This is a genomic window from Enterobacter sp. 301B, assembly GCF_003850715.1.
GTDB classification, from domain to species: Bacteria; Pseudomonadota; Gammaproteobacteria; order Enterobacterales; family Enterobacteriaceae; genus Enterobacter; species Enterobacter intestinihominis.
In genome coordinates this window covers 123,708-149,043 of sequence record NZ_PQTC01000008.1, presented here as the reverse complement: position 1 = coordinate 149,043, position 25,336 = coordinate 123,708, and the positions used below count along the sequence as shown (strand labels likewise).

General features: G+C 55.6%; 26 protein-coding genes. 8 read left to right on the top strand and 18 right to left on the bottom strand.

What is annotated here, in order from left to right; translation table 11 throughout:
* Positions 1-3 precede the first annotated feature (3 nt).
* The 4 genes from gspF to gspC are packed head-to-tail and all read right to left on the bottom strand — an operon-like array spanning position 4 to position 5,369.
* Positions 4-1,212, bottom strand: a complete 1,209-nt coding sequence (gspF, locus tag C3451_RS11410) for a type II secretion system inner membrane protein GspF (protein WP_045623354.1) — start codon at positions 1,210-1,212, stop codon at positions 4-6.
* Complete coding sequence (gene gspE, locus C3451_RS11405; RefSeq protein WP_063139300.1) at positions 1,212-2,687, bottom strand: type II secretion system ATPase GspE; 1,476 nt, start codon at positions 2,685-2,687, stop codon at positions 1,212-1,214. The genes gspF and gspE overlap by 1 nt, the downstream gene beginning before the upstream one ends.
* 14 nt (positions 2,688-2,701) lie before the next feature.
* A complete protein-coding gene (gene gspD / locus C3451_RS11400) occupies positions 2,702-4,624 on the bottom strand; it encodes a type II secretion system secretin GspD (protein ID WP_023299693.1) in 1,923 nt (640 codons plus the stop codon).
* Between the two features lie 13 nt (positions 4,625-4,637).
* The gene (gspC, locus tag C3451_RS11395) at positions 4,638-5,369 is read right to left on the bottom strand and encodes a type II secretion system protein GspC (RefSeq protein ID WP_045623351.1); all 732 of its coding nucleotides are present in this window, start codon (positions 5,367-5,369) and stop codon (positions 4,638-4,640) included.
* 300 nt (positions 5,370-5,669) lie between these two features.
* Here gspC and C3451_RS11390 point away from each other — a divergent pair, with 300 nt between their 5' ends.
* Both C3451_RS11390 and C3451_RS11385 read left to right on the top strand, forming a co-directional pair.
* On the top strand, positions 5,670-7,232 hold the full coding sequence (locus tag C3451_RS11390) for an ExeA family protein (protein ID WP_045623350.1): 1,563 nt from the start codon (positions 5,670-5,672) through the stop codon (positions 7,230-7,232).
* The gene (locus C3451_RS11385) at positions 7,232-7,864 is read left to right on the top strand and encodes a hypothetical protein (RefSeq protein ID WP_045623349.1); all 633 of its coding nucleotides are present in this window, start codon (positions 7,232-7,234) and stop codon (positions 7,862-7,864) included. Before C3451_RS11390 ends, C3451_RS11385 begins: the two co-directional genes overlap by 1 nt.
* A 3-nt stretch (positions 7,865-7,867) precedes the next feature.
* Here C3451_RS11385 and C3451_RS11380 read toward each other — a convergent pair whose 3' ends face one another.
* The 3 genes from C3451_RS11380 to C3451_RS11370 form a co-directional block, all read right to left on the bottom strand.
* Entirely contained in the window at positions 7,868-8,491 is a 624-nt protein-coding gene (locus C3451_RS11380) for a helix-turn-helix domain-containing protein (protein ID WP_022647582.1), read from the bottom strand.
* A 261-nt stretch (positions 8,492-8,752) separates the two neighbouring features.
* Entirely contained in the window at positions 8,753-9,583 is an 831-nt protein-coding gene (locus C3451_RS11375; protein WP_045623348.1) for an N-acetylmuramoyl-L-alanine amidase, read from the bottom strand.
* A complete protein-coding gene (locus C3451_RS11370) occupies positions 9,580-9,903 on the bottom strand; it encodes a heavy metal-binding domain-containing protein (RefSeq protein WP_003858361.1) in 324 nt (107 codons plus the stop codon). Before C3451_RS11370 ends, C3451_RS11375 begins: the two co-directional genes overlap by 4 nt.
* 97 nt (positions 9,904-10,000) lie before the next feature.
* On the opposite strand from C3451_RS11370, the gene C3451_RS11365 reads away from it, so the two are divergent.
* The 6 genes from C3451_RS11365 to artJ all read left to right on the top strand — a co-directional run bounded on the left by C3451_RS11365 (position 10,001) and on the right by artJ (position 14,520).
* Positions 10,001-10,519 carry a lipoprotein gene (locus C3451_RS11365; protein WP_022647580.1) on the top strand — a complete coding sequence of 173 codons (519 nt, stop codon included), beginning with the start codon at positions 10,001-10,003 and terminating at the stop codon, positions 10,517-10,519.
* 226 nt (positions 10,520-10,745) lie between these two features.
* A complete protein-coding gene (artP, locus tag C3451_RS11360) occupies positions 10,746-11,474 on the top strand; it encodes an arginine ABC transporter ATP-binding protein ArtP (protein WP_006809439.1) in 729 nt (242 codons plus the stop codon).
* Positions 11,475-11,492: 18 nt separating this feature from the next.
* Positions 11,493-12,224, top strand: a complete 732-nt coding sequence (gene artI / locus C3451_RS11355; protein ID WP_006174322.1) for an arginine ABC transporter substrate-binding protein ArtI — start codon at positions 11,493-11,495, stop codon at positions 12,222-12,224.
* A gap of 6 nt (positions 12,225-12,230) precedes the next feature.
* Positions 12,231-12,947: an arginine ABC transporter permease ArtQ gene (gene artQ / locus C3451_RS11350; protein WP_003858367.1), complete on the top strand. Its 717-nt coding sequence runs from the start codon at positions 12,231-12,233 to the stop codon at positions 12,945-12,947.
* Positions 12,947-13,615, top strand: a complete 669-nt coding sequence (gene artM, locus C3451_RS11345) for an arginine ABC transporter permease ArtM (RefSeq protein ID WP_022647579.1) — start codon at positions 12,947-12,949, stop codon at positions 13,613-13,615. The genes artQ and artM overlap by 1 nt, the downstream gene beginning before the upstream one ends.
* Before the next feature lie 173 nt (positions 13,616-13,788).
* Positions 13,789-14,520: an arginine ABC transporter substrate-binding protein ArtJ gene (gene artJ, locus C3451_RS11335; RefSeq protein WP_015571008.1), complete on the top strand. Its 732-nt coding sequence runs from the start codon at positions 13,789-13,791 to the stop codon at positions 14,518-14,520.
* A gap of 75 nt (positions 14,521-14,595) precedes the next feature.
* Here artJ and C3451_RS11330 read toward each other — a convergent pair whose 3' ends face one another.
* The 11 genes from C3451_RS11330 to nfsA form a co-directional block, all read right to left on the bottom strand.
* Positions 14,596-16,065: an ATP-binding protein gene (locus tag C3451_RS11330; RefSeq protein ID WP_063139302.1), complete on the bottom strand. Its 1,470-nt coding sequence runs from the start codon at positions 16,063-16,065 to the stop codon at positions 14,596-14,598.
* A complete protein-coding gene (locus C3451_RS11325) occupies positions 16,049-16,756 on the bottom strand; it encodes a response regulator transcription factor (RefSeq protein ID WP_045623347.1) in 708 nt (235 codons plus the stop codon). The genes C3451_RS11330 and C3451_RS11325 overlap by 17 nt, the downstream gene beginning before the upstream one ends.
* Positions 16,757-16,828: 72 nt before the next feature.
* Positions 16,829-17,956 carry a 23S rRNA (uracil(747)-C(5))-methyltransferase RlmC gene (gene rlmC, locus C3451_RS11320; RefSeq protein WP_063139299.1) on the bottom strand — a complete coding sequence of 376 codons (1,128 nt, stop codon included), beginning with the start codon at positions 17,954-17,956 and terminating at the stop codon, positions 16,829-16,831.
* 40 nt (positions 17,957-17,996) lie between these two features.
* Complete coding sequence (locus C3451_RS11315) at positions 17,997-18,494, bottom strand: YbjO family protein (protein WP_087878582.1); 498 nt, start codon at positions 18,492-18,494, stop codon at positions 17,997-17,999.
* A 42-nt stretch (positions 18,495-18,536) separates the two neighbouring features.
* Complete coding sequence (potI, locus tag C3451_RS11310; RefSeq protein WP_022647574.1) at positions 18,537-19,382, bottom strand: putrescine ABC transporter permease PotI; 846 nt, start codon at positions 19,380-19,382, stop codon at positions 18,537-18,539.
* Positions 19,379-20,332: a putrescine ABC transporter permease PotH gene (gene potH / locus C3451_RS11305; RefSeq protein ID WP_022647573.1), complete on the bottom strand. Its 954-nt coding sequence runs from the start codon at positions 20,330-20,332 to the stop codon at positions 19,379-19,381. The genes potI and potH overlap by 4 nt, the downstream gene beginning before the upstream one ends.
* A gap of 9 nt (positions 20,333-20,341) precedes the next feature.
* On the bottom strand, positions 20,342-21,475 hold the full coding sequence (potG, locus tag C3451_RS11300; protein WP_124304312.1) for a putrescine ABC transporter ATP-binding subunit PotG: 1,134 nt from the start codon (positions 21,473-21,475) through the stop codon (positions 20,342-20,344).
* A gap of 143 nt (positions 21,476-21,618) precedes the next feature.
* Entirely contained in the window at positions 21,619-22,731 is a 1,113-nt protein-coding gene (gene potF, locus C3451_RS11295) for a spermidine/putrescine ABC transporter substrate-binding protein PotF (RefSeq protein ID WP_022647572.1), read from the bottom strand.
* 350 nt (positions 22,732-23,081) lie between these two features.
* Positions 23,082-23,558, bottom strand: coding sequence for a YbjN domain-containing protein (locus C3451_RS11285; RefSeq protein ID WP_022647571.1), 477 nt, complete (start codon positions 23,556-23,558; stop codon positions 23,082-23,084).
* Positions 23,559-23,621: 63 nt separating this feature from the next.
* On the bottom strand, positions 23,622-24,524 hold the full coding sequence (gene rimK, locus C3451_RS11280) for a 30S ribosomal protein S6--L-glutamate ligase (RefSeq protein ID WP_032621711.1): 903 nt from the start codon (positions 24,522-24,524) through the stop codon (positions 23,622-23,624).
* A gap of 64 nt (positions 24,525-24,588) precedes the next feature.
* Positions 24,589-25,311, bottom strand: coding sequence for a nitroreductase NfsA (gene nfsA, locus C3451_RS11275; RefSeq protein ID WP_023299683.1), 723 nt, complete (start codon positions 25,309-25,311; stop codon positions 24,589-24,591).
* Positions 25,312-25,336: the final 25 nt, after the last annotated feature.

Sequence of the window (25,336 nt, the reverse complement as noted above, 5' to 3'; positions counted from 1 at the left end):
GATTTAACCTACCATATTATTAAGTTGCAGAAGCGGTTGTAATATTGAAAGAACGATGAATAAAACAATCGTCGCCATGGATACCACCAGCGCCGGTTCAAATACCGACAGCGTTAATGTAATTCGATGCTGTAATGCCGATTCCTGATTTTCCGCCGCGCGATCCATTAAATTACCTAATTCCCCGCTCTCTTCACCGGAGGCAATCATATACAGCATGGTTGGCGGGAATAATTTCGCCTGTTCCAGCGCCGCATACAGCGACGCCCCCTGACGTACGGTATCGGCGGCCTGCTCAAGCACCTGACGGGCATAGAGATTTTCAATACCGTCCATCGCGATATACATCCCCTCCAGCAGCGGCACGCTGCTGGCCTGCAAAATGCTCAGGGTACGGATATAGCGGGCGCTGTTGATGGCGCAGACCAGCTTTTTAATCGGCGAGCCGTTAACCAGCCAGCTGTGCCAGCGAAAACGGTTTTTGGCATTCCTCAGCCAGGTTTTGAAGCCGATAAAGCCGCCCCCCAGAATGCCCACAATATAAATGCCCCAGGCTTGCAGGAAATCACTTACCGCAATCAGCGTCCGGGTGGTGATCGGCAGCTGCTGCTTCATGTGAGTGAACTGCTCGATCACCTGCGGCACCACCGCCACCAGCAGAATGCCGATCACCGCGATAGCGACCACGGTGAGGGTAATCGGGTAGACCATCGCCTGCGTCAGCTTGCTTTTCATCTTCTGGCGCTGTTCGTTGTACTCCGCCAGCTTCTCCAGCACGTCGCCCAGATGGCCGGTCTTCTCACCGGCCATCACCAGCGTGCAGTAGAGTTTGTCGAAGGTGCGTGGAAACTGGCTAAAGGCGTCGAACAGCGTATGCCCCTCGACCACCTTCTCGCGGATCTCCATCACCATCGCCGCCAGCTTTTTATCTTCCGTCTGCTTAGAGATCGCCTTCAGCGCACTTTCCAGCGGCAGCGCGGCGTTCACCAGCGTCGAAAGCTGACGGGTAAACATCGACAGCACCGGGGTAGAGAGCTTTGCCCCGGTTTTCGCTTTCCCGCCTGTCGCCGTTTCGCGGGTTTCGGTGATGCTCACGGGCATCAGCTTTTGCTCGCGAAGCCACTGGCGAACCTGCTTTTGCCCCTCGGCCTGTAACGTCCCGCGCTGGGTTTTTCCCGCGGCACTCGTCGCCGTCCAGGCGTAGAAGGCCATTACGCATCCCCCCCACGCTCGGCGGTGACGCGCATGACTTCTTCCAGAGACGTCACGCCGCCGATCACCTTCAGCAGCCCGTTTTCACGCAGGCTGTAGGCCTGCTTAAAGAGCTGCGTTTCTATGGACATTTCGTCCTTATCTTCATGGATGGCGCGGCGCATGGTACTGTCCACCACCAGAAACTCATGAATACCGGCGCGGCCCTGATAGCCGCTCTGACGGCAGTGTTCACACCCCACCGCGCGATAAATCGCTTTTGGCGGCGCGTCCATAAAGCTGAACAACGCTTTTTCATTGGCATCCAGCGGACTGGTGGTCCGGCAGTGCGTACACAGCCGACGCACCAGACGCTGGGCAATGACACCGAGCAGCGATGAACCGATTAAAAACGACTCCAGCCCCATATCCCGCAGACGGGTTATCGCCCCTGCGGCACTGTTGGTGTGCAGCGTCGACATCACCAGGTGACCGGTCAGCGACGCCTGCACCGCGATCTGGGCGGTCTCACCGTCGCGAATTTCCCCGATCATCACCACGTCCGGGTCCTGACGCAGAATCGCGCGCAGCCCGCGGGCAAAGGTCATGTCCACGCGCGGGTTAACCTGCGTCTGCCCCACGCCTTCCAGCTCGTATTCGATCGGGTCTTCCACGGTCAGAATGTTGCGCTCGTGACCGTTCAGCGCCGAAAGAATGGCGTACAGCGTGGTACTTTTACCGGAACCCGTCGGGCCGGTAACGAGGATGATCCCATGCGGGCGGTCAATCAGCCCTTTCAGCTTCTCCAGCTCTTCATCAATCAGCCCAAGCTTGTTGATGTCGGGCTTGAGATTGCTTTTATCGAGCAGGCGCATGACCACGCGCTCGCCGTACTGGGACGGAATGGTCGACACACGCACATCGATGGCCTTGCGGCCGATGCGCAGGGAGATACGTCCATCCTGGGGGAGACGTTTCTCGGCGATGTCGAGTTTCGACATCACCTTAATACGCGACACCAGCAGCGGCGCGAGCTTACGCGCCGGTTGCAATACCGGGCGCAGCACGCCGTCAACGCGGAAGCGGATGCTCAGCGTGCGCTCGAAGGTTTCGATATGAATATCCGACGCGCCGTCCTTCACCGCCTCGCCGAGAATGGCGTTGATCAGGCGGATCACCGGTGAGTTTTCGTCGTTATCGAGCAGATCTTCGTTATCCGGGATCTCCTCGGTTAAGGCCATCAGATCGATATCCGCGTCCATGTCGTCCACCAGCTGCTGCGACACGCCGCTGCTCTGCTGCCAGATTTTGGCCAGCATCTCGTCAAACGCTTCCGGCGTCACAGTGACGGGGATGAAAGCACGGCCCAGCACCCGGCGCACCTCCAGCAGAGCATGCGCAGGAGTGTCGTCCCGGATATAGACATCATTGTTGTAAAACAGAACGCCGTTATCTTTTGCGTAGCTGCTACACAGTGTTTTACTCAGTTCGTCCACGTTACCCCTCCGCGCTATTCTTTAAACGGATTGCGCGTGGCGCTGGTTTTCACCGGTGCGGCGCCAGTGCTTGCAGAGGGAAACGCGGGCAGGACGGCGTTGTCAGTCGGCTCAACAATACCGAGCTTTTTCTCCTCCACTCGCTGCATCTGGCGCACCCGGATCTGGTCATATTTCTCTTTCGAGGCCGCGCTGTAGTTGTCGTCGTCACGCAGGACGGTGGTATGAATAAACACCATCAGGTTGCGTTTGGAAGTATCCTGCGAGGTGTAGCGGAACAGCTGACCGACCAGCGGGATATCGCCGAGCAGGGGCACTTTGGACACGGACTGTTTGGTCACATTTTCCATCAGACCGCCGAGCACCACCGTCTGACCACTGTGGACCATCACTTCGTTATTAATCGTGCGCGTGTTGAAGGTTGGGCCGAGGCTGGAGTCTTCCGTCGCGCTGTTGTCGACACTCGACACTTCCTGCTCAATCTTCAGATGGATCATGTCGCCATCGTTAATCTGCGGCACAATCTTCAGCTTGGTCCCTACGGTTTTACGCTCAACCGAGTTAAAGACGTTGTCGCCGCTGGTGGTTTGCGAACCGGAAAGCACCGGCACATCCTGACCGACGTTGAACGACGCTTCTTTGTTATCCAGCGTGACCACGCTTGGCGTGGAGAGGATGTCATTTTTGCCGTCAGTGGAAAGCGCGGTCACCAGCGCACCGAAGTCACCGTTAAAGAAGCCGGTCGCAAGGCCAGTGAAACTTGCCCCTTTCATGGTGCCATTTTTAATCTGGCTGATTGGCAGGCCGGTGGAGCCAAACTGCACCCCGCCGTGCTTGCTGGTCCACTGCACGCCAAGATCCAGGCCGTTACCGTCCTGCACTTCGGCAATGATCGCTTCCACCAGCACCTGCGGACGGCGAATATCCAGCTTGTCGATCACTTTCTCGAGGGAGTTCATCACGTTAGGCTGTGCGGTGATCACCAGGGAGTTGGTTGACTCGTCGGCGGTAATATTCAGATCGGTTGAGGCGCTCGCGGATTTCGCTTTGGCCGCACCCGGCTTGTCTTTCAGCTGCTCACCAATCCCGGTGAGAACCGGCACCACTTTGGTGGCGCTGGCATACTTGAGGTAGAAGACGCGGGTATTGCCCTCGTTATTCTGCTCACGATCCAGCTGATGAATAAGGGAACGGGTGCGCGCCCGCGCATCTTCCGCGCCGCTGATCACCAGGCTGTTGGTTTCGTCATCCGCGACGACTTTAGTCGCCAGCTGCGGCGCGTTCTGCCCTTTCTGTTCTTCATTGTTGAGGTTATTCAACATCTCCGAGAGTTCTTTGGCGGACGCAAAGCGCAGCGGGATGATTTCGCGACGCTGGATGCCGTCTTTATCGACGCGCTGCACCAGATCCACCAGCCGGTTCACCACCGAGGCTTTACCGGTTAACAGCAGGACGTTGGACGGCTCAAAGTGGACCACGTTCCCGATACCGGTGGCATCGTTGAGCTGACGCAGCAGCGGGGCCAGCTCACGAACAGGCACGTTTTCCATGCGCACCACGCGGGTGATGATCTCGTCACCTTTGCCCGGATTTTTGCTGTCTGCCAGCGGCGCACCGGCGGTACGCGCCACGCTTGAGCGCACCACTTTGACCATGCCGTTGTCCATCGGGATCACCGACAGGCCGTAGAGATCCAGCACGCTCAGAAAGAATTGATAGTACTCATCTTCCGTCAGCACGTTGTAGGTTCGGACCGAGACGGTTCCCTGGACGGACGGATCGACCAGAATGGTTTTATTGAGATTGCGGCCTACCGTATCGATAAACTCGCGAATATCAGTATTTTTAAAACTCGCGCTAAAGTTAGCTGCAAGCAGCGAACTGGAATATAACGACAATGCGGTCAGCGCCACGCACGCCCAGGGAATTTTTTTCATGTCTGCACACTTTTTAATTGTTTAGAACATTAATCCGAATATTTTCAAGGTGAGCGTGACGTCGTACGATGACCTCCGCTTCTTTCATTTTTGACCAGTTGGCAATAATGCTTTTCGCTTTTGCTTCATCGGTCATATCGACAGAGTTAACCTGAACCGCCACATCGCCTTTTTCCAGACCTGACTGGCTGTAAAAGGCGGAGGCATTCCTTGCGTTTATCCTGTAGCCTTCCAGTCGGCCCTTTTCAATTATGGGTTTTAACACCAGATAATCATCAAGATGCACACTCTCTGCGCCAACATCTTTTGTCGATTTCGTTACCGGGCCGCTATCCACGCCACCCTTAAAATAGTCCGGTTTATTTAATGCCAGAACCTGCGTAGTACCTTCATAATTAACCACCACATTATCTTTGTTTATTTCCTGAATAAATGCGTCGTTAAATCCAGAGAGAGGTTCACCCTCACGGTAGCTTCTCTGACCGCCTGGCGTTTTGATGACAGCAAAGGAGAGCCAGGCGTCATCGCTGTTCACAATACCTTCGATTTCAGCTGCCAGCGGGGCTTTCACCGCACCCGGTAAGATTTCCTGACGCACGGCTGCCGTAAAAAGCGAAAAGGATTTCTCTTCGCGCGTTTTTTTCAGCGGCTGTTGATCGGCATTAGCCAACTTATTCATAACTTTTTTATAATCTTTAAAGGTGAGATACCCTTGCTGGCCGCAAAAGATCAGCAGCACAAACATAATACAAGGCGTTATCCACCGTGAAAGAAATGAGAACCTCATTTTTTATCCGGCCTATAGCAAAGCAAAAATAAGCAGCGTCATACTGCGCCAATATGTATGAAAATAGTAATAAGCTGGTGCAAATGCGACCACTGACTTCGCCGCTAACTTTCATAAAGAAAAATATTGACCGTATAAAATCCAAATGTTAGACGCTGCCAGCAGGATATTTTTACCCTGTTTGCAAATTGACCGTTCAGGGGCGTTACCTTACTTTCTGATGCTGTTGCTATTCCTAATCAGAGACGGTAAGTCGTTATGTATCAGAGCCACTTTAATTTTAAAAATCCGCCATTCAGATCGATCGCCCGTTTATCCGGGGATTTTCTGGTGCCTTATCATCAGGATGTGTTCAACCTGTTGAAAGAGAAAACCCAGCAGGCGGGAATTATCGGGCTCTTTTGCGACGACGCCCCGCTTCTGGGTCACTTCAGCGATGCGCTAAAAACCCGCCACAGTAACGTCCTTGTTATCAATGCGTTTCCCAAACTGAGTGCCAGTAGCCTGCTGTACAAGCTCAATCCGGTAACGAAAGAGAGCAAGAATCGCCTGCAGGCGGTGGATGCCATCCTGCGCCAGTGGCACGAGGGAAAAGCGAAAACCAGAGTGCTGGTGATTTCACACGCCGAAGCCATGAAAGAGAGCTGCCGTGAAGTCCTGGGTACGCTGCTCACGCGAGCCCAGGAGCTGAACTTCCGGCTCTCCGTGGTGCTGACGGGCACTGCGGATCAGGAAATCCTGCTTAAGCAACCTGAACTGCGCGAATATACACACACTCGTCATGTCCTGCGCCCCCTGACCTGCCGCGAATTCCTGGGCTATGTGCAGGCGCAATGCGAAGAACACGGCTGTGAAAATTCGCCGTTAACGCCGGCCCGCGTGCGCAAAATGCACACGTTGACCAAAGGCAACATCAGCAAACTTAACGAACTGGCGCACCTGTCAATGCTCGCTGCCTGGACGGAACGCGCGTCGCAGGTCAGCCCGCGTCATTTACGCCTGGCGGCGGGAGAGATCCTGCCCGCGAAAAAACACGGTAAGCGTCTGGCAACCGTGGGGCTGTTCGCATCGGTGCTGTTTGCCGCCTGCGGCTGGTATTTAACCTCGTCCATCAGCGGGCACCTTCCCATCCAGCTGCCGGTCCCCGTCAGCTGGAAACAGCCGACGCGAAAAACGGAGGCGCCCGTGGTGCCGGTTATCGACAATGAAATGGTTAATCAGCCGGATGCGATGCACCAGCTCTATCTGATGTGGGGATATGACGCCTCGGCCGAAGATGCGCTGTGCCAGAACGCCGCTAAAGTGAACCTGATGTGTAAACAGGGGAACGCGTCGCCGGAGACGCTGGCGCAGGAAGGGTATCCGTGGGTCAGTGAACTGAAAACCAGCGGTCACCTTAACTATGCGGTGGTCGCCAGGGTCGGAGATACATCAATTGACCTGTTAATGAATAACCGGACCTGGCAGGTGAGCCGCAGCTGGTTTAACCGGCATGCGACCGGCAACTTCACCCAGTTGCACCGCCTGACACCGGAAGGAAAAGACGCGATCGGCGCGGCCAGCGACAGCAAAGACATGGCCTGGCTCGATCAGCAGTTAAGCCTGGCGCTGAACCAGCCCGAAACGCATGCCCGGATCTGGACCGCTGAGATGATGAAACGCACCCGTGAGTTTCAGCAAAAAATGCATCTGCACGTGGATGGCATCCCCGGCGAAGAAACGCTGATGCAGCTGATGCGCGTAACCAACAGCACGCCGAGCGTACTGATTCAGGCCACCCGCACTACCCCGGACGCAAAAATGCAGGAGAAGAAAGCCTAATGTCGACCATCTGCCTTGCGGCCCAGCGCAGCTATACAACCGGGGAAGCGGTCTGGTTTTCGTACCGCCTCCCCAGCCTGAAAAACGTTTTCGGCAAAACAGCATTATGGATGGTCGGCCTTTGCGCCATGCTGGTTGTCGGCCTGTATATGCATGTCTACTGGAACATGCGCCACCCGGCGCCTGAACCGGTCAACGCCAGCGTTGCCAAACCGGAAACCCAGCTTTCGGAGATGCACTACGTGTACGTGAGTAAACCGTTCCCGCATCCGCAGCCTAAAGCTGCGCCAGTGCCTGTTGATGTTCCACCGATGCAGGATCTGCCGATCATCAGTGATGATGCCGACTGGCAGCAGGCGCCCGACGGCGCGGTGCCGCAAGACCCCTCGCGGGATACCCTGCCCGGAACTGAGGCGCATGAGCACGATACCGCCCCCGCCAGCACGAGCAGTGAAGAGTCATCATTAACGGAATTATTTAAACAGGCATTAAAAGAGCAGGAGCAGGATTATTCTCAAGGAAAAATTCCCGCACCGCCAGTTGACGAAACGCAGGATAATTCACAAGCAAGTGTTAAAAACAGTGAAAACAGCCGTTCCCCTTTCAGTGATAAAGGAGACCGGCGGGAGTAGGCATTAATATTTTTCAGGCAGTGCGGTGAGGTTAAGCAGTCGACCTTTTTCCACCACAATATATTGACCTTTTTTCAGATCGGAGAGGATTTTAATAATGGTGCTACGTGCCAGGTTAGTGTATTCCTGAATGTAATCATAAACGTTAATATCACGCTGATGCTGTACAATCAGGTCGTTGATCTCATATAAAAATTCGCGAACAACAGAATATGCGCTGCGAGCGACCAGAATATCATCGCGCTTGCTCATCAGGCATATGTACCAGGAAAGCACTTTTGTCAGTTCAGGCCACAGGTTTTTCTCGGTCATCAGCTGGGCGAAGACCTCTTTCTTGATCGAGCGAACAACCGTATTCGACCGAACAAGGCCGTACATATGGGTGGCGTTGTAATACATCGACGACAGGCCGAAAATGCATTGCCCGGTAACGGTGAACAAGCACAGTTCGTCAGAGTCACGTCGAAATTCGACTTCGCCGCTGACAATAATATGAATTAAACCGGAATCAGCAGTGGAAATCTTCTGCCATTTTTTTAACGTTCTTTCTTCAACGCATGAGGTTGCAGAAATAATCTTTTCCATTTCATGTTGCGGACGTAATTTTTTTCCATAGATGCTTAACATTGTTATACCCGTTTTAAGATGTGATTTTAAAAAACATGGCAACGGCATTCATACCGAACCATAAATATTTTCCTGATGAAAAACTCAAGAATAAAAATAAAGAGTAAAGTTTTTTATTCGCTAAATTGCTTAGCGTGCTATGTGTCCATCTTAAATCCGAATAATTTTAAGTCAATTAACTAAAAATGAAATGAGATTGTACTTAGGATTAATCTAATAGAAACTTGCGGAAATATACTCATTTGGGGGTAAGCCAAAGGTTTACCCCTGCCCGTATTTCTCAAAAAGTGCTTCGGCAATCGCCATGGTTTCAACATCCGCTACGCCATTCCATAACTGCGGACGGAAATGCATCTGGAACACCATGATGATGCGTTTTTGCTGTGCAGGCGTGCTGTTTTCTGGCACCTCGTAACCGTAGCGCGCCAGCAGATCGAGCAGTGCTGCGGTATCAACCTGCTGATAATGCGGTCGCCCGTTGATATAAAAATTCACCCGCGCCGGTTCGGGCCAGGCTCCGATGCCCTGCTGCGCCAGTTCGCGCCACGGAAACAGCGGGCCAGGGTCGTCTTTACGCTGCGGGGCGATATCCGAATGGGCCACAACGTTCTGCGGTTTAATGTCGTAGCGGGCGATGATGTCTCTGGCAAGCGGGATTAGCGCCGCAATTTGCCCCGGTTCGAAGGGGGTAAAGGTTTTCACACCATCGGTTTTCCGCCAGCCGCGGTTTTCCAGCTCAATGCCGACGGAGGTATCATTTATGCGGTTGGTCCCACGCCAAAAGCTAATACCTGCATGCCAGGCCAGCTCGCTCTCCGGCACCAGCTGCCAGATACGCGGTTTGCCCTGCGGAGCTGGGGGCTTTGCGGGGATGAGATAGTGAGAGCTGACGTTTTTATCGGTCAAGGTCGCAAGCGAGGTGTCGAAATCATCGGCGGTGTAATGGATCACCAGCACCTTTATGCGCGGGTAGGCCGCCTGCGCCTGATGGCGCGTATCAAGTTCGTACGCGCCTTTATCAACAACGCCCTCTTCCGAGGCGCATCCTGCCAGCAACAATGCCAGCAGGAGGGTTGAGAGCGAACGCTTCATCGACGGGTTTTCACCGCCGTGCCGCTTACGCTTACCATCAGCATGCTGGCATCTTTCCCGACCGTTTCGTAGTCGATATCAATGCCCACCACCGCATCCGCGCCCAACGCTTTGGCCTGCTCGCCCAGCTCCTTAAACGCAATGTCACGCGCTTTACGCAGTTCTTTCTCGTAGGCACCGGAGCGCCCGCCGACGATATCCCGAATGCCGGCAAAGAAGTCCCGGAAGATGTTGGCGCCCAGAATCGCCTCACCGGTGACCACGCCGCAGTACTCGGTAATGGGTTGACCTTCCAGGGTTGGTGTTGTTGAAAATTGCATACTTCCTCTCCGTCTTTAGCGTTCAATGCGTTAGCAACTGCATTATCGGTTCGTTACGCTATGATTGAAAGGATAGTTAATAAATAAGGAAATCAACATGCGCTACTCTGCTTTAACGCTTTTAGTGCCCTGCGCGCTGGTGCTCAGCGCCTGCACTACGCCGGTCACGCCAGCCTTTAAGGATATCGGTTCCCGCAGCGGCCCCTGCATTGAGGGCGGCCCGGACGCCGTGGCGCAACAGTTCTATGATTATCGCATTCAGCATCGCGGTAATGACCTCACCGCCCTGCGCCCGTACCTGAGCGATAATCTGGCGAAACTGCTTAATGACGCCTCGCGCGATCCGCAGCAAAACGCGCTGCTTTCATCCGATCCGTTCTCCAGCCGCGCCACGCTGCCGGACAGCGCCGACGTCGCCAGCGCGTCCACCATTCCGAATACCGACGCACGGAATATTCCTCTGCGCGTGAAGCTAACCCAGGGGACGCAAACCTGGCAGGATGAGGTGCTGATGATCCGTGAAGGCCAGTGCTGGGCAATAGATGATGTGCGCTACATTGGCGGCAGCGTTCATGCTCCGGCGGGCACCCTTCGCCAGTCGATTGAGAACCGCTAACGCATACGTTAAATAAACGTTAACCCCGTAAAATGTCCGGCATTTCATGCGGAATGCCGACATTTATTCTCGCCCCCCTTTCCCGTCGCTATTTTGTGCTATGTTTAAGAGGAAACACGGGTTATATTTAACTTTTAACGCAGAAATATTGCATAACTATTCTGTCAACGGTACTATCTGCGGCCTCAATTGCTATAGATTGCCTGGATGAGTAAAGACTGCCCCGATGAGTATTAAACTAAACGGCATTAACTGCTTCTACGGCGCACACCAGGCGCTGTTCGACATTACGCTGAGCTGCCCGGAGGGCGAAACGCTGGTTTTGCTCGGCCCAAGCGGCGCGGGAAAAAGCTCCCTTCTGCGTGTTTTAAATCTGCTTGAAATGCCCCGTTCGGGAACGCTGGCCATCGCCGGTAACCATTTTGACTTCGCGAAAACCCCTTCTGATAAAGCGATTCGTGAACTGCGTCAAAACGTGGGCATGGTTTTCCAGCAATATAATCTCTGGCCGCATCTGACGGTGGTGCAAAACCTGATTGAAGCCCCGTGCCGCGTGCTTGGCTTAAGCAAAGACCAGGCGATGGCGCGAGCTGAAAAGCTGCTGGAACGTCTGCGTCTGAAACCGTACAGCGACCGTTATCCTCTGCATCTCTCTGGTGGTCAGCAACAGCGTGTGGCGATCGCCCGTGCGCTGATGATGGAGCCAGCGGTGCTGCTGTTCGACGAACCAACCGCAGCGCTGGACCCGGAAATTACTGCCCAGATCGTGAGTATCATTCGTGAACTGGCGGAAACCAACATTACCCAGGTCATCGTGACCCACGAGGTGGAAGTGGCGCGCAAAACCGCCAGCCGCGTGGTCTACATGGAAAACGGGTATATCGTTGAGCAAGGTGATGCGAGCTGCTTCACCAACCCGCAAACCGATGCCTTCAAAAACTACTTATCACACTGATGTGTTAGGGAAATTATAATGAAAAAAGTATTGATTGCCGCGCTGCTTGCTAGCGTCAGCCTTTCCGCTACCGCAGCCCAGACCATCCGTTTCGCCACTGAAGCGTCCTACCCTCCGTTTGAATCCATTGATGCGAACAACAAGATTGTTGGCTTCGACGTGGACCTGGCAAATGCCCTGTGTAAAGAGATCGACGCGACCTGTACCTTCAGCAACCAGGCGTTCGACAGCCTGATCCCCAGCCTGAAGTTCCGCCGTATCGACGCCGTGATGGCCGGTATGGACATCACTCCTGAGCGTGAAAAGCAGGTTCTGTTCACCACCCCTTACTACGACAACTCGGCGCTGTTCATTGGTCAGAAAGGTAAATACGCCTCCGTTGACCTGCTGAAAGGCAAGAAAGTCGGCGTGCAGAACGGCACCACGCACCAGAAATTCATCATGGATAAGCACCCGGAAATCACCACCGTGCCGTATGACAGCTACCAGAATGCGAAGCTGGACCTGCAAAACGGCCGTATCGATGCGGTGTTCGGGGACACGGCTGTCGTGACTGAATGGCTGAAAGCGAACGACAAGCTGGCCGCCGTGGGTGACAAGGTGACAGATAAAGACTACTTCGGTACAGGTCTGGGTATTGCCGTACGTCAGGGCAACACCGAGCTGCAGCAGAAATTCAACGCTGCGCTGGAAAAAGTGAAGAAAGACGGCACCTACGAAACCATCTACAAAAAATGGTTCCAGAAGTAATTCCTGATGAATGAAATTTTTCCTTTAGCAAGCGCCGCCGGGATGACCGTCGGCCTTGCCGTTTGTGCACTGATTATCGGCCTCGTACTGGCGATGTTCTTTGCGGTGTGGGAGTCCGTTAAGTGGCGCCCTGTCGCATGGCTCGGTTCAGCGCTGGTAACTGTGCTGCGTGGACTGCCGGAAATTCTGGTGGTCCTGTTTATCTATTTCGGCTCCTCACAGCTGCTGTTAACGCTGTCGGACGGCTTTACGATTAATCTCGGCTTTGCGCAGATCCCGGTGCAAATGCAGATTGAGAACTTCGACGTCAGTCCGTTCCTGTGCGGCGTAATTGCGCTCTCCCTGCTCTATTCGGCCTATGCGTCACAAACGCTGCGCGGCGCGCTGAAAGCGGTACCGCAGGGACAGTGGGAATCCGGTCAGGCGCTGGGCCTGTCGAAAGCGGCGATCTTCTTCCGCCTGGTGATGCCGCAGATGTGGCGTCATGCCCTGCCAGGGCTGGGCAACCAGTGGCTGGTACTGCTGAAAGATACCGCGCTGGTGAGCCTGATCAGCGTGAACGATTTGATGCTGCAAACCAAAAGTATCGCCACCCGTACGCAGGAGCCATTTACCTGGTACATCGTCGCGGCGGCTATCTACCTGGTGATCACGTTGCTGAGCCAGTACGTTCTGAAGCGTATTGATCTGCGCGCAACGCGTTTTGAACGGAGACCAGGCTGATGCTGGATTATTTACCCGAACTGATGAAAGGGCTGCACACCAGCCTGACGCTGACCGTTGCGTCTATCATCGTAGCGCTGATCCTGGCGCTGTTCTTCACCATCGTCCTGACGCTGAAAACGCCGGTGCTGGTGTGGATTGTCCGTGGCTACATTACGCTCTTTACCGGTACGCCGCTGCTGGTGCAGATCTTCCTGATTTACTACGGTCCAGGGCAGTTCCCGTCGTTACAGGAATATCCGGTTATCTGGCATTTGCTCTCTGAGCCATGGCTCTGCGCCCTGATAGCTCTCTCACTGAACAGCGCGGCCTATACCACGCAGCTGTTTTACGGCGCAATCCGCGCGATCCCGGAAGGCCAATGGCAGTCCTGCGGTGCGCTGGGCATGAGCAAGAAGGACACGCTGGCGATCCTGCTGCCATACGCCTTTAAGCGTGCGCTCTCTTCCTATTCCAACGAAGTCGTTCTGGTGTTCAAAAGCACCTCTCTGGCCTACACCATCACCCTGATGGAAGTGATGGGCCACGGGCAGCTGCTGTACGGACGTACCTACGACGTGATGGTGTTCGGTGCGGCGGGTCTGGTCTATCTGGTGGTCAACGGTCTGCTGACACTGATGATGCGTCTTATCGAGCGTAAGGCGCTGGCGTTTGAGCGCAGGAATTAATCACGCCAATGCATAAAACGGTATTCATTGAGCGGGTAACCTGATGGGTTATCCGCTTTTTTTTGCAATAAAGGTAATATTTAATCATTTTTATTGAATATAAATTCAGTAGATGGCATTGTATATCCAGGCCGCAGACACGGCGCATAAATAAGACAGACGGGAGCATTACAATGAAAAAGTTAGTTCTGGCCGCATTACTCGCAACCTTCGCCGCAGGCGCATCCGCCGCAGATAAAATCAATTTTGGCGTTTCTGCCACCTATCCGCCGTTTGAATCGCTGGATGCCAGCAACCAGATCGTCGGCTTTGACATTGACCTGGCGAAAGCGCTGTGCAAGCAGATGCAGGCCGACTGCACCTTTACTAACCACGCGTTTGACAGCCTGATCCCGTCCCTGAAATTTAAAAAATACGATGCGGTGATCTCCGGCATGGATATCACCCCAGAGCGCAGCAAGCAGGTCGCGTTCACCGACCCGTACTACGCGAACTCTGCGGTAGTGATTGCGAAGAAAGGGGCTTATAAGTCTTTCGACGAACTGAAAGGCAAGCGCATCGGCATGGAAAACGGCACCACGCACCAGAAATATCTCCAGGACAAGCATCCTGAAGTGAAAACCGTGGCCTATGACAGCTACCAGAACGCAATTATCGACCTGAAAAATGGCCGTATCGATGGCGTATTTGGCGACACCGCGGTGGTGAATGAGTGGCTGAAAACCAACCCGCAGCTGGGTACAGCGACGGAGAAAGTGACCGATCCGCAGTACTTTGGTACCGGCCTCGGCATCGCGGTACGTCCGGATAACAAAGCCCTGCTGGAAAAACTGAACGGCGCGCTGAAAGCGATCAAAGCTGACGGCACATACCAGAAAATCAGCGAGCAGTGGTTCCCGCAGTAATCTCTTTTTGCCGGGTGGTCTGGCCTACGGGGGTGGTCTGTAGGCCGGGAAAGCGCAGCGCCACCCGGCAATTTCTCATAGCGGCACAAAGAACCTGAACCGCGCCCCGCTCACGGGCTCCATCAGCCTGATCCCGCCACCGTGCAGCTCCAGCATTCTCTTCACGATTAACAGCCCTAATCCCCCACGGTTCTCCCGCGACGCCTGAGGATTTAACGCTGACGGTCGCTGGAACAAATCGTCGCGCAGCGAGGCATCTACGCCCGTACCATTGTCTGCCACTTCGACCTGAAGTCGTTCATTCTCCTGCCAGACCGCCAGACGAATTTCTCCGCCGCTCGGCGTATGACGGATGGCGTTATCCAGAAGATTAGTGACCACGCGCTCGATCATCGACACGTCGGCGTTCACCAGCGGCAATCGCCCCGGCACATCAATACGCAGGTTCACCTCGCGCGTGCGGGCGGTAAGTTCAAACTTCTGCGCCACGTCGGAAATCAGTTCAGCCATGGCAAAACGCTCGCGCTGGGGCTTGATGCCGCCGTGCTCAAGACGCGCCAGCTCGAACAGCTGCTGCGACAGATGGCGTACCTTTTGCCCCTGACGCAGCGCGGTAGCGAGGTACTGCTGATGCTCCTGCGGCGTCAGCGTGGCGGATTTCAGCGACAGCGTTTCCAGATAACCCAGCAGCGACGTCAACGGGGTGCGTAAGTCGTGCGAAATGTTGGCGATAAACTCCCGGCGCTGGCGGTCGCTGTCGGCCAGCCGATCCCACTGAGAGGTGATTTTGCGCGCCAGCTCGATAAAGGTATTGCGCAGGATCGCCACTTCATCCTGGCCGGCAGGCTTGAGCGGCTGGGCCGCCAGCTGCTTAATCGCGCTGATGCTGTCCTGCTCCAGCCCGGCCACGTCCAGCGTGAGCTGTTTAACCGGGCGCGTCACCCAGTACCAGAGCAGCAGCCCGGCCAGCAGACCAAACAGCGCCACCAGCAGCATCGACCACAGCGCCGTACTCCAGAGTGCTTTGTGCCAGGCCATCTCCGCCAGCGCGTTGGACTCCTCCCCCTGCAAAATAATGTACAGATACCCCTTCAGCTCACCGTCCTGCCGCAGCGGGGTGGCGCTGAAGACTTTCTTATTCTGGCTTCGGGGATCGTCGCCAAACACCGGCATCACCGTCCCGCTCAGGAAATTCTGTATCGGCGCGAGGTCAATTTTTTGCCGCTGAATGTGCCCCGGCGGGGCGGCATCGGCCAGGATATCGCCATCAGGCGAGACAACATACAGCTCGACGCTCGGATTAAAGGTCATCAGCCGGTCGAACAGCGGCTTTAAGGCGCTGCGATCCACCCTGCCCTGCGTATCCAGAATCGCTTCCCGCTGCGCAATCTGCTGCGCCAGCCCGCCGGAGAGACGCTGCACCATCGCATTGCCGTACTGCATGCTAACGTAGAGCTGTACCGCACAGGCGACGGTGGCGCAGAGCAGCAGTAACACCGTAAACAGCAGCGTCAGGCGCTGGCTCAGGCTAAAGCGACGCATTATGATTCTGCTCCGCAAATTTGTAGCCTTTGCCCCAGACGGTGCGAACGATCTCCGGCTCGGCGGCATCTTTCTCTATTTTGATGCGCAGGCGGTTAATATGGGTGTTGACGGTGTGTTCGTAGCCTTCGTGCTGATACCCCCACACCTGCTCCAGCAATGCCAGCCGTGAAAAGACCTCTCCGGGATGCCGGGCAAAAAAATAGAGCAGTTCAAATTCACGCGGGGTGAGATCGACGTGTTGACCGTTAAGACGCACGGTGCGCGCCAGCGGATCGATAGTCAGACCGTGCGCCTGAATAATGCCGTCCGTCTGCGCCTGGCCCATCGCCTGCTGACGACGAAACAGCGCCTTAATGCGGGCAATCAGCTCCTGCACCGAGAAAGGTTTTGCCAGATAATCATCCGCCCCGGTTTCCAGGCCGGTAATACGGTCAGTTTCACTGCTGCGGGCGCTAATGATGATAATGGGCAGGTAGCGGGTCATCTGGCGGATACGGCGGCAAATCTCCAGACCATCAACATTCGGCAGCATCAGATCGAGGATCACCGCGTCCCACGGCTGTTTTTCCAGAAGCGGTAACGCCTTTCCCCCGTCCGGCTCGTGGGTAATGGCGTAGCCTTCATCTTCCAGGTTAAGACGCAGGAGTGCCGCGATATCGTGGTCGTCTTCTACCAGCAGGATCTGCTTCATGGGTAAGCCTTCAATCATTTGTTATGACGTAAGCTTACCTGATTTCGAGCGGGGGAAGAGTTCACATTTTGTTTAAGATTTCACGAGCAACGTCAGCACTTCGTAATGCGCAGTGTGCGGGAACATATCAAAGAGCTGAACGCGCGCAATGCGGTAGCCCGGCAGGCTGGCGATATCCTTCGCCATGGTCTGCGCGTTACAGCTGGAGTAGATAATGTACTCCGGCGCCATCTGGCTCAGGTAGTCGCAGAGCGCCTGGCCGATGCCCCTGCGCGGCGGGTTTACCAGCACCAGCTCCGGCACGTTGCCCTGGCCGGTGGCGAACCGGGTCGAGTCAAGCGCCTGGAAGTGCAGATTCGTCAGCCCCAGCTCCGCGGCGGACTGTTTCGCGCAGGCGATGGCCTCCGCAGAAATTTCAATCCCGGTGAGCTGCATGTCTGGCGTGGCACAGTGCAGGCCAAAGCCGCCGACGCCACAGAACAGATCCCACATGTGATGAACCTGTAACGCACGCACCCAGTCGCGCGCGGTCGCGTACAGCGCGCTGGCGACGGTGGGGTTAGTCTGGAAGAAGCTTTGCGGACGGATCCACAGCGGCACGCCGTTGAAATTCTCCGCCAACGCATGGTGTTCGGTGAAGAAAATCTCTTTCTCTCCTTCCATGATCGCCATATGCACCGGCTGAATATTAGCGGTAATGACCTTGAGCTGCGGAAGCTGTTCCTGCAGCCACGGCAACACCGCGCGAAGCTGCTCCAGTTTGGTTTCGGAACGCAGCACAAAGCGCAGCATCATCCCGCCGTCGATTTGGCTTTCGGTCAGCAGAAGGTACTTAAGCTCGCCGCGCCTGCGGGCAACGTTATAGGGCGTTAACCCCGCGCGGGCGATAAAGGGTTTCAGGGCGGTAAACACCGGCTCAAACGAGGCGGGATACAGCGGACAGCCGGTGAGATCGACGGGCGTGCCGTCACGGTGCAGCATGCCCAGCAGCGGCTTTTCGACGCTGCCGCTGACCACCATTTTGGCTTTATTACGAAAGCCCTGCTCCGGCCCGCTGACGGGTGCGCACCACTCGCCCACCGCGTGTGCTGCCAGCAGCTGTTGCAGGTCGGCCATTTTGGCGGTGAGTTGTTGAGGGACCGGCTGTTCTATCCACTGACAGGAGCGGCAGCGTCCGGCGTCATAGAGTGCGCACTGCATATGAAAACCTTAAGAATCACGAGGGCTGCGATTATACACATTATTGCAGGCGGAAGAACCGCCGACTGGAGGCGGGAACATAGAGCAGGCAGAGCACCAGCATGTCCGGCAATTTTTGCATCACTAAGGAATGGAAAATCTCGCGGCGGGAGCCGCCGGGAATGCTGAATAGCTCCGGATAGCCATAGCCCAGCGAGGCGGCCCACAGATAGCTGGCGGCGGTGATCTGCGTAAGAAAATATACCCAGCGCGCCCAGTTGCGCCCCTTTACCAGCGAGAACGCACAGTAGATCTCAATAAACACCAGCATCAGGCTGCTGAGAAACACCAACGTCAGATTCCACGTCTGCGCGCTGCGGTGAATGAACTCCCCCATGCCTCGCGGGCCCAGCGTGTTCATAATCATCAGCACATCCAGGCAGCGGATCATAATAATGGCGAGCGCCGCCACCTGCACCAGCGCAGGGACGTTCGGACGGGCGTGCGAATGACGTGTTTTTTGCAAGAATCCCAATGTTTTTACTTCCCTGAAAAACAGTGCCGCGTCATACGCGGCACATCACTGGAAATAATAATTCCTTCAGCCGCGTCTTGCACGCTGGATATCGCGCACGCGCTGCTTTTCCGCGCGCGCCATCAAATACCAGGCGATAAATCCGACAATTCCGACCACGCCGAGGATGATGGAGGCCAGGGCATTAATCTCCGGATTCACCCCCATGCGCACGCTGGAGAAGACCAGCATCGGCAGCGTCGTCGCGCCTGGGCCCGAGACAAAACTGGCAATAACCAGATCGTCGAGCGAGAGCGTGAACGCCAGCAGCCAGCCGGAGATCACCGCCGGCATAATCATCGGCAGCGTGATGATAAAAAAGACCTTCAGCGGCGTGGCGCCAAGATCCATCGCCGCCTCTTCAATGGAGCGATCCAGCTCGCGCAGCCGCGAGGAGATGACCACCGCCACATACGCCGTACAGAAGGTGACGTGCGCCAGCCAGATGGTGAGCATCCCGCGATCCGCTGGCCAGCCGATGGCGTGCGCCAGCGCGACAAACAGCAGGAGCAGCGACAGACCGGTGATGACGTCCGGCATGACCAGCGGGGCGGTGATCATAAACGCAAAACCATTTGCTCCGCGAAAACGGCCGAAGCGCACCATCACCAGCGCGGCAATCGTGCCCAGCACGCAGGCCATCGTCGCCGCCAGCGCCGCAATGGTCAGGCTCAGCCCCACCGCACTCATCATCGCATCATCGTGGAACAGCTCGCTGTACCAGCGCGTCGACCAGCCCGCCCAGACGGTGACCAGCTTAGAGCTGTTGAACGAGTAGATCACCAGCATCAGCATCGGCGCATACAGGAAGGTAAAGCCGATAATCAGGATCAGAATTCGCCACGGGGAGCGTACTACCGGTAAGTTGTTCATCCGTGGTCTCCCATCTGTTTCTGCTGATGTTTGTGGAACCACATGATCGGCACGATCAGCAGCAGTAACATGACAATCGCCACCGCCGAGGCCACCGGCCAGTCGCGGTTATTGAAAAACTCCTGCCACAGCACGCGGCCAATCATGATGCTGTCCGGGCCGCCGAGCAGTTCGGGGATCACAAACTCCCCGACCGCCGGGATAAACACCAGCATCGATCCGGCGATGATCCCGCCTTTTGTGAGCGGCACAATGACGCTGAAGAACGTCTTCAACGGGCGTGCGCCGAGATCCAGCGAGGCTTCCACCAGCGAGTAATCGATTCGCGTCAGCGCCGTATAGATTGGCAGCACCATAAACGGCAGATAGGCATAGACAATCCCGATATACACCGCAAGGTTGGTATGCAGGATCGTCAGCGGCTGGTCGATCACCCCAAGCCACAGCAGGAAGTTATTCAGTATGCCGTTATTCTTCAGGATCCCCATCCACGCGTACACGCGGATCAGGAAAGATGTCCACGACGGTAAAATGACCAACAGCAGTAAAATATTTCGCGTCGACGGCTTGCTGTGCGCCACTGCCCACGCCAGCGGGTAGCCCATCAACAAGCAGCAGATCGTTGAGATCGCCGCAACCTGTAACGACTGTAAATAGGCTTCGAAATAGAGCGGATCCTCAGTCAGTTGCAGGAAATTCCCAAGGTTTAAGGTCAGCGTCAGTTGCCCGTCGGCCCACTCCCACAGATCGGTATACGGCGGGATCGCCCGCGCCATCTCCGCCAGGCTGATCTTAAAGACGATCAGGAACGGCAGCAGAAACAGCAGGATCAGCCAGATATAGGGCATGGCGATGACCAGCTTGCGGCCATGCGCCATCTGCACGCGCGCCAGCCAGTGCGAGAAACCGCCCGGTTTTTTGACGCGGGCTGGAGGTTCAAGTGTGCTCATGACCGCTCCTTATACCGTCAGGACTACGCAACTGTCCGCATCCCAGCACAGGCTCACTTCGTCGCCCCAGGTTGGCTGTCCCTTGCGATACCGGTGTTCGTTCTGTAACCGGGCGCTGAGCATCTGCCCGCTTTTCAGGCGGACATGGTAAATCGACAGATCGCCGAGATAGGCGATGTGTACCACTTCGCCCACGGCAAAGTTATAGCCATCTGCGGGCGGCTCATCGCAAAGCATGATTTTTTCCGGGCGCAGGGCAACGTAAACCGGCACGTTGTCCACCACGGAATTATCAGAATCAACCTTAAGCGGGTGCACCAGCCCCGGCGATTCAATCACCAGACCGTCTTCCTGGCGTTCCTTCAGCAGCCCTTCGAAGACGTTTACCGAGCCGATGAACTCCGCGCTGTAGCGGGTTGTCGGGTGTTCGTAAATCTCCTCCGGCTCGCCGATCTGCACGAACTTACCGCGATTCATGATCGCAATGCGCCCGGCCATGGTCATCGCCTCTTCCTGGTCGTGCGTCACCATCACGCAGGTCACCCCTACGCGCTCAAGGATATCCACCACTTCCAGCTGCATCCGGTCGCGCAGCTTTTTATCCAGCGCGCCCATCGGCTCGTCGAGCAGGAGTAATTTCGGCCGTTTGGCCAGACTTCTTGCCAGCGCCACGCGCTGACGCTGGCCGCCGGAAAGCTGATGCGGCTTACGCTTCGCGAACTCCTGCATGTGCACCAGGCTCAGCATCTCCGCCACGCGCGCGGTGATTTCGGCTTTCGGCAGTTTGTCCTGCTTCAGGCCGAAGGCGATGTTCTGCTCGACGGTCATGTGCGGGAACAGGGCATAGGACTGGAACATCATGTTAATGGGCCGCTGGTACGGCGGCACGCTGGAGAGGTCTACCCCATCCAGCACGATCTGCCCGGCGGTAGGTTGTTCAAACCCGGCCAGCATGCGCAGCAGGGTCGATTTACCGCAGCCGGATGCGCCGAGCAAAGCAAATATTTCACCTTTGTAGATCGTCAGGCTGACATCGTCCACGGCATGCTGGCCGTCGAAGGATTTGGTGAGGTTTCGAATTTCAAGAAGCGGGGTCAGCGCTTTACGGACTTTCGCCTGCGGGCGGGGGATCGCGTCATTCACGGGGTGCTCTCCGGCATAGATCAACACTGGTGCAAACGCACCGTCAGGGTGCGCATCGCCGGGCGGCGCTAACGCTTGCCCGGCCTACGGGATTTGTCGGCCCGGTAAGCGACAGCGCCACCGGGCAACGATATCAAACGCCGTTACTTACCGCTTTTCACCTTGGTCCACGCGCGGGTACGCACACGGTCAATTTTCGGTTCCTGCACTTTCAGGGTGAAGAGCTTGGCAAACACATCGGCTGGCGGGTAGATCGCCGGATTATTGCGGATTTCTTCGCTCACCAGCGGCACGGAGGCCTTGTTACCGTTGGCGTAGTAGACGTGGTCGCTGATGTGGGCAATCACTTCCGGACGCATCAGGTAGTTGAGGAACTGATACGCTTCCTCTTTGTTTTTCGCATCAGCCGGCATCGCGAAGACGTCGAAGAACGCCAGCGCCCCCTCCTTCGGAATGAAGTAGGAAACATTCACGCCGTTTTTCGCCTCTTTCGCACGGTTCGCTGCCTGCCAGACGTCACCCGCCCAGCCGATGGCCACGCAGATATCCCCGTTAGCCAGGTCGTTGATGTACTGAGAGGAGTGGAAGTAGCGAATATTCGGACGCAGCTTTAATAGCAGGTCGGTCGCCGGACCGGTGTAGTCGTCGGCCTTGCTGCTGTTTGGATCTTTGCCGAGATAGTTAAGCACGGTGGCGAAAATCTCTTCCGGCGCATCGAGGAAAGAGACGCCGCAGCTTTTCAGCTTCTCGAGATTTTCCGGCTTCAGCACCACGTCCCAGCTGTCCAGTTTGACGTCCGGGCCCAGCGCCGCTTTGACTTTATCCACGTTAAAGCCAATACCCGTGGTCGCCCACAGGTAAGGCATGGCGTATTTGTTGTCCGGATCATGCTTCGCCACCAGCTTCAGCACTTCCGGATCGAGGTTTTTCCAGTTCGATAACTTGTTCTTGTCCAGCGGCTGGAAGACACCGGCGGTCAGCTGACGCTCCAGGAAGCTTGCAGAGGGCACCACCAGGTCGAAACCGGTACTGCCCGCCATCAGTTTGCCTTCCAGTACTTCGTTGGAATCGAATACGTCGTAGACAACCTTAATGCCGGTCTCTTTTTCAAAATTCGCGACGGTGTCCGGCGCAATATAGTCAGACCAGTTATAGACGTGCAGCGTTTTTTGTTCCGCAGCGAGCGTGCCGGCAGAGACGGCCATCAGAGCACCCGCAACCAGACCCGATAACCATTTTTTATTCAAGGCGATCATATTGTTATTCCTTCTGAAAGCTCGTTAACAAACGAACCAAAACTGTGCAGCCTGAAGATATGCAATATTCATGCATAGTTTGTCGCTCTGCCCGAAATAAAATATACCCCTCTTCCCGGCAGGTTCCGCTCGCTTTTTTAAGCACCGCAAGAATAACTGTAGCCCGTGTCTCCGGCTATAGCCCAGACGAAAAAACGCCTTTTATCAATTTTTTATGCAGATTATGTCTACGTGATAAGCCGAAACGGCCCGAGAGGAGGTGAAAAATTCTTTAAAGAAAGGTTAAAAGCAGCAGAAAAAGCGGTGTTATGCAGCCGCTCTGGTAGCGACTGCGCAAAAGTCAGACAGGCTTAGTGGAGAAAATTGGAAGATGCATCATTATTCTCGGCATCATCTTCCGCGCTATACAGCAGGTGATGTGCGTTGGCTTCCATCATTACCATGGAAATTTGCTCTTCGCTCAGGCGCATAAACCAGGCGAACTGTTTGAAGGAGAGCCCCGCGCCGGAGAATAAAGACTGGCAAACCACCAGCTTCGGCAGATTATCATCCTGTATGTCGAGAAACGCTTTCACCGTCAAAGAACTGGCGTTAATCGCTGACAGATCGGATGCCAGTGCAAGCAGCGCTGAAGGCTTCACTTCAGCCAGCGCCGAGAACAGGATCACGTCGTTAATCAGATCGATTTTGGCATCAAAAATACCATCGAAATTTTGCATGTGAGGCAGATGCAGCGCCTGGCAGGAGTCGCATTCGAAAAAAGTAATACCGGCATCATCGAGCCATTGACGTAACGTATCCAGTGTAGGTACGACCTGTAAATCCATCGCTGTGCAGCCTCTTAAATAAAAACGTTGTCCAGCTTACGCAAAAAGTGCGCGCCGATCCATTTAACCGCCCGTTTTCAGGCAAAATCCCGGCGTCGCATGGCGTTCAATCCATGCGATCATTTTACCTGCAATATCGACGCCTGTGGTTTTTTCCACCCCTTCCAGCCCCGGCGAGGCGTTAACTTCCATCACCAGCGGCCCGCGGTCGGCACGCAGCAGATCGACCCCCGCCACGTCCAGGCCCAGCGTCTGCGCCGCTTTCACCGCAATCTCGCGCTCGCGCTCGCTGATAAGGGCCACCCGCGCGATACCGCCGCGGTGCAGGTTAGAGCGGAAGTCGCCCTCTTTCGCCTGCCGCTCTATGGCGGCAACCACTTCATCGCCCACCACAAAGCAGCGGATGTCGCACCCTTTGGCCTCTTTAATATACTCCTGCACCAGAATATGGGCATTCAGACCGCGAAAGGCGTCAATCACGCTTTCCGCCGCCTGACGCGTCTCCGCCAGTACCACCCCAATACCCTGCGTGCCTTCCACCAGCTTAATGACCAGCGGCGCACCGCCCACCATGTCGATTAAATCGCTGGTGTCGTCCGGGGAGTGAGCAATCCCGGTGACGGGCAGATCGATCCCCTGGCGCGCCAGCAGTTGCAGCGAGCGCAGCTTATCGCGGGCGCGTGAGATCGCCACGGATTCATTGAGCGGATAGCTTCCCAGCATTTCAAACTGGCGCAGCGCGGCCGTGCCGTAATAGGTGATCTGGGAGCCAATGCGGGGAATTACCGCATCAAAATGCGGGAGTTTGCGGCCTTTGTAATGAATCGACGACGCCGCAGGGTCGATGTTCATATAGCAGGACATCGGATCGAGGATCTCAACCTGATGTCCGCGTTTCGCCGCCGCTTCTCGCAGGCGTTTACATGAATAGAGCGTTCCATCCCGGGACAATATGGCAATTTTCACCCTGCACCTCTCTAAAGACATGGGAAAAGCCTGCCTATCATACACGAGGCGCAGGAGGAAGGGACTATCGCGTTGCCCAGCCCTGTTTGTGCAGGTAATCAAGAATGAACGGGCGGTTTTCTTTAATGATGGTGCGACGAATATGGTCGCTCCAGGTGTCGCGGCGGTTGTTGCTGTCGCGCGTCAGATAGTAGTTCGCCAGCTCTTCATCGTATTGATGCAGAACGTCCTGATCGACCGGCTGGTAGTGGTTTTCATGCACCAGCATCGCAGCAGGAATACGCGGCTTCAGATCCGGGTTATCCGCCGGCCAGCCGAGGCACAGACCAAACAGCGGCAGCACGTGTTTCGGCAGCTTCAGCAGTTGCGTCACGCTTTCGATGTTATTACGCAGCCCGCCGATATAGACGCCGCCAAGCCCCAGCGATTCCGCCGCCGTGAACGCGTTTTGCGCCATCAATGCCGTATCCACCACGCCCAGCAGCAGCTGTTCCGCCAGCCCCAGCTCCGCCTCAGGACAGATTTGCAGGTGACGGTTAAAATCGGCGCAGAACACCCAGAACTCAGCCGCCTGGGCAACGTGCTTTTGTCCGCCCGTCAGCGTTACCAGCTGCTCACGCATCGCCGGATCGGTGATGCGGATAATGGAGCTGCACTGCAAAAAGCTGGAGCTGGAGGTGCCTCTTGCGCTGTCGATGATCGCGTCCCGCTGCGCCTGGGTGATCGGCTCATCGGTGAAATGGCGAATGGAACGGTGGGAACGAAGCAGGTCAATGGTTGGCGTCATTTTGTCTCTCTTTGTATTGCGTAAA